This is a genomic window from Sphingomonas sp. OTU376 (genome assembly GCF_038440415.1).
Lineage (GTDB): Bacteria > Pseudomonadota > Alphaproteobacteria > Sphingomonadales > Sphingomonadaceae > Sphingomonas > Sphingomonas kyeonggiensis_A.
In genome coordinates, this window is the sequence record NZ_JASATQ010000126.1 from 1 (window position 1) to 4828 (window position 4828).

Consider the following 4828-nt stretch of genomic DNA (forward strand, 5'->3'; position numbering starts at 1 on the left):
GTGGGCGGGCCCACAAAACACGTATCAAGCCCGGCCACCCCGCCCGCGGCGCCCCCGCCCCCCCTGGGCTCGATTATCAGGTTGACGTGTCGGTGTGGCTTGCGCTCGACCTCGTTCTCGCGAGGCGCCTGACCGACAGGCTCGAGCTGGAACCAGCGACCGAGGAGGATCTCGAAGCCGATCTTGCGCCCGACGAACCCGGTGCGGTCGTGGGCGGCGCCGATCTCTCGGCCGCGAACAAGCCCTATCGGCTGGTCGTGCAGGCCAAGCTGAGGACCACCGACCCCTGGCGCGTGTCGGATGTCGACCGACTTCTGCAGCATGGAGAGAAAAGGGATTCCGCCGCTGTCCGCCTGAAGGATCCCGATGCCCGCTATCTGCTGGTGACGAGCGCCGCTCTCAGCGGCGGCGCCAGATCGCTCCGGGTTCGCTCGCCAGGCGTATGGCCCGGCAAGCCGCTTCCAGCATCGATCGCGTCATCTCTCCCCGGAGATGCGGCGGGCCGGGTAGCGGTCCTCTCCAACTATGAGCCCGAATGGGTCGAGAGCCGGATCAAGGAACAGCTGACCGAGACGTTCCGCGTCCCTTTCGCGAACTGGCAGGCCTGCTTCGAGGATCTGCGCGCCGGCGCCTATAGCCGGGTGAAGCGCAAGGGCACCAATGTCTGGACCCGCGACGATCTTGCCGCGATCATCGTCAAGCATGAGGGCTATCTCGCCAGTTCGCCGGCGCTCGACGACTATGTGAAGCCGACCAACTGGGAGGCGCTGCGCCGCAAGCTCCGCCGCCAGCATGCGGCGCTGATCATCGGCCAGTCCGGGACCGGCAAAACGCTCGCCACCGACATGCTCTATGAGGAGCTTTCAGACGAAATACCGGGTCTGAAGCGCAAGTCCGTCCGCACACCCGAGGAAATCCGTCACTATAGCGCACCCGGACCGGTGATGTTCGACATCGAGGATCCCTTCGGGCGCTATACGTTCGAGGAAGCGGGCCGCGACTGGCTCGATCGGCTCCCCGATTTCCTGGCCAAGGCACAGGACAACCCGAACTGGATCGTCGTTGCCACGACCCGCCTCGATGTCGGTACGGCGACGCGGATTCTGGACCAGGTCGAACCCTGGACGTTCAGCCTGGAGGCAAGTGACTATGGCGAGCGTGAACGGCGCCTCCTCTACGGGAAGAAGATCGAGCGGCTCCGCCAGACCAGCCTGAGGCAGCTCGCCCTCGCCTCGATGAAACGGGTTCTGGAGGAACTCAGCACGCCGCTCGAGACCCAGAAATTCTTCGACGCACTGCGCCTGGTGACGCCCGAGGAGGTCGACAAGAATCCCGACAAGGTCATTCGCGACGCGATCAGGAAGGCGCATGAGAGTTCGATCGAGCTGACGATCTCGCAGCAGATCGCCAAGCGCAAGGAATGGAAGGCGGCCGCGGTCCTCTGGGGACTGTTGCTCGACCGTCAGTCGATCTCGTTCGAGGATCTCGCGATCATCGAGGACGCACTTTATTCGCGTGACGCCAGCCTCGAGACGGGCATCGCGCCACTCGCCACCTTCCTCGTCGCGGCACGCAATCTGCGCCAGAAGGATAATCTTCTCAGCATCTACCATGGGCGAGACGAGAAAGGGCTGCTCAAGGCCGCCGCATCCATGCCTGTCCCCGTGCGCGCCACGCTCAATCGGCTCGTGGAAATTCTCGCCACGACGCCGCTTGCCGACGGCCGGTTGCATGTCGATCGCGCGGCCCGGCTGCTTGCGGCCTGCAAAGCGGATCAAAACCTGTGCTTCCAGCCTACCCTACCCGCGCAGGCCGCGATCGACAGCTGGCTCGCGAGGGTGTTGGCGGTGCCGGGTCAGGATCTCGGCGTGCAGTTGCGGCTGGCAGCCGCGATCGGATCGGGTGACAGCATCGAAGCGGAAATCGCACGCTGGCTTCTCCACCGCCCGAGGCCACGCAGTTTCGGATTCATGATGGACTGGGGCGAGCCGCAACACGACAAGACCTGGAAGGATCGCGTGCGCGCCTCGCCCGCGACCAAGCCGTTGCTGGAGCGCTTCATCCGGGAAGAGCTGCCCTTTTCGCGGGACAGCTATGGCACCCGGCTGATCCCGGCGATGGCCCGGCTCGCATCCGGCCTGACACCGGCATTTGTCGATGCTGCCTATCTGATGGTGCCTGAAGGCGTGTTGCGATCGGAGGACACGGTCTATGCGGGCGCGCTCGCCGATCTGGAGGCATGCACCCACGTGCTGTACCGCGCGATCGCGGTGAATACCCCCAGCGAGGACGAGCAAAGCAAGTGGGCGGTCGAGCGGCTTGCCATCGACAACGGCGAATATAGCCCCGGCTATCTGGAACATATGGGCAGCAGCGAGGATGGTTATTCTGCCCGCGAGTTTCTCGAAGCCTATGCGGCCGAGTATCGCGCGCAGCGCGGCTGGCAGGGGCTGGTCGATCATCCTCGGCGCGCGGAACTCGTATATTGGTGGCTCAGAACGCTGCGCCGGTCCGACGAGGCCGTGCCCGCCGCGGAGCTTGAGGCCCTCTATCCGATCGTCGCCGGCAGCGAGCATGAGGAAGATTTCTGGCCCATCGCACGGCGGAACTGGACGGCCTCGATCGAGGATCAGCTGGTGGCGCGGGTGATGACCGGGGCAGATCGACCCGACACCCGGATCAACGCGATGGCATGTCTTCTGATGCACGCGCCAACGCGGTTCGAAGACATCATGGCCGCCCTGCAGCAGGCGGATGATGAGGCGCGGCTCGGCGACATCGCGTTGGAGATGGCAGTCGCGGCAAATATCGATCCCGCCATCGAAGACGCGGCTGCCAGGTCACTTGCGACACTACCACCTGTCTACCGGGACATCGCCCGCCTCAAGTCGGCGCTGGACAAGGAGGCGCTGTCCTCGACAGACGTGGGGGCTTCGGTTGAGATCGCGCGACTACCCGCCGGGAGCGAGGCGTTTCGCCATTTTCGCGTGCTGCTGGCCAAAGCCGGCGGCGCGGCAGTGCGCAAGGATGTGACCTGGCTGCTGGACAATAGCGATGTAAAGCAGGTGGCGATCGATGCCATCGACGTCGCGGTTGTGGCAGGATGGCGTGACATTGCAGAGGGCGCACTCGGACATCGCTTCGCGGATGTCGTGGCGCGAGCGCTCCAGATGCTTGCGCCCCCGCCGCCGGGACCGCTCCCCGCGCGCTTGCTGGCCTTGATAGCCAATCCGGGCCGGCCGGTACGCGAATTGCTCGTCGAATTGCTCGATGCCCGGCCCTGCCCCCAACATCTCGTCCCCCTGCTGACGCTGGCAGCGGACAACCTTTCGGATCGGGACTATCATGACAATGTCGACAGCCTGCCGATCGCCCGACAGGCGGTCCGTGCGCTCGCCAGCTACGACCCGATAGATCCAGCGGATGGCAAACGCCTGCTTGAGATCGCGATCGAAACCGACGATCCCGATTTGCGAAATGCCATCCTGAATCTCCTGGCGACCCGCCGGGGCGCGCTGCAGACGATGGTGTTCGAGCTCGCGGTGACGAAAGGCAAGAGCGAGGCCCGCATCCCGGCCGGCTGGGCGCTGGTCGGCGCGGAAGCGCAGCTCGACGATGCCCTGCTCGCGCGCATCACCCCGGATCTGATGCTGCGCGTAGCGTCCCGCATCACGGCATGCCTCGCGCTGATCTGCGGCTGGCGCGGCAAGCACGACCAGGTCGAGGCAATCGCCGCGGCTCTATCGGCCACCCCCGAGCGCCGGGTCTTCCTTGTCCTGCTTGCGGCAGCCCGCCTGCACCGCGACGCAGCCCAGGCGCGCGAGGTCGCGGCACATCTGCCGCAGGGCCATAAGGCGCAGCGATGGGCACTGGGCGAGGATATCGGCGCATTCGACGACAGCGTGCTCAACGACCTTGGCAGCGTGCAGGCGGTCGCAGCCGTCCTGCCTTTCCTGAAGCGCGCCAGCGAGGACTGAACCGGATGTCGGAAAAGCGATCGCGGACACGCCAGCGAGCAACGCTCCGCGTCGGATATCCGATCGACGCAGCATCGCGCGCGTTCGCCGATGCCGCGGTCGAATGCGCCCGGCATTGCATCATCCCGATCATCAGCGAGAAATCGCAGCGTCCGTTTCTGGTCGGGAGCGCGGTCGCCATTCGCTATCGCGGATTGCCGTGCCTCGCCACTGCCCATCACGTGCTCGAGGACCATGCCAGCGCGCCGCTCGGCCTGTTTGGAGCGGACGGAAACGCGCGTGCCTTTGGCGGCGCATTCCGGATTTCGGACACGCATGATCTCGCAGTGACGCTGCTCCCTCCCGATATGGCTGCGGCCCTTTCCCATATCGCGTTCCTTGATGAGGCGCAGATCGGAAGCGCGGCGGACGCAGCCGGGCGCTTCTATGGCAGCGTCGCAGGCTATCCGCACACTGCGTCGCGCCGTCATGACAAATGGACGATCGAAACGCCGATGGAGGTCGTGTCGGGCAGTGCCCGGGAGGAGGCCGGCGGCTTTGTCTCGGTCGCGTTCGACAAGAAGGAAGGCGCGTGGGGTCAGGCCGGGCATGTGCAGGCGCGAGACCCGTTCGGAAAGAGCGGCGGCGCGATATTCGCCATGCGACTTTCGGGCCGAGCCGTGGTCCCAGGCCAGATCGCGACGCTCGTCGGCATCGCCACCGACTGGAAACAGCGCGAAAAGCGGATCATCGGTGCTGCAGCCTCGGTTCTCGTGGCGCTGCTCGATACGCTCGTCGCAGAAAGCAGCTAGACGAAATCAGGGCCGGGGCCCCGTTTTGGGGGGGGCCGGCCCGGGGGGGGAGGGTGGGGG

2 protein-coding genes are annotated in these 4828 nt (G+C 65.7%); both read left to right on the forward strand.

From position 1 onward, the window contains the following. Positions 1-86 precede the first annotated feature (86 nt). Entirely contained in the window at positions 87-3977 is a 3891-nt protein-coding gene (locus tag AAHM44_RS24670) for an nSTAND3 domain-containing NTPase (protein WP_342251645.1), read from the forward strand. Between the two features lie 5 nt (positions 3978-3982). Beyond that, complete coding sequence (locus AAHM44_RS24675) at positions 3983-4768, forward strand: hypothetical protein (RefSeq protein WP_342251646.1); 786 nt, start codon at positions 3983-3985, stop codon at positions 4766-4768. The last annotated feature ends 60 nt before the right edge of the window (positions 4769-4828 follow it).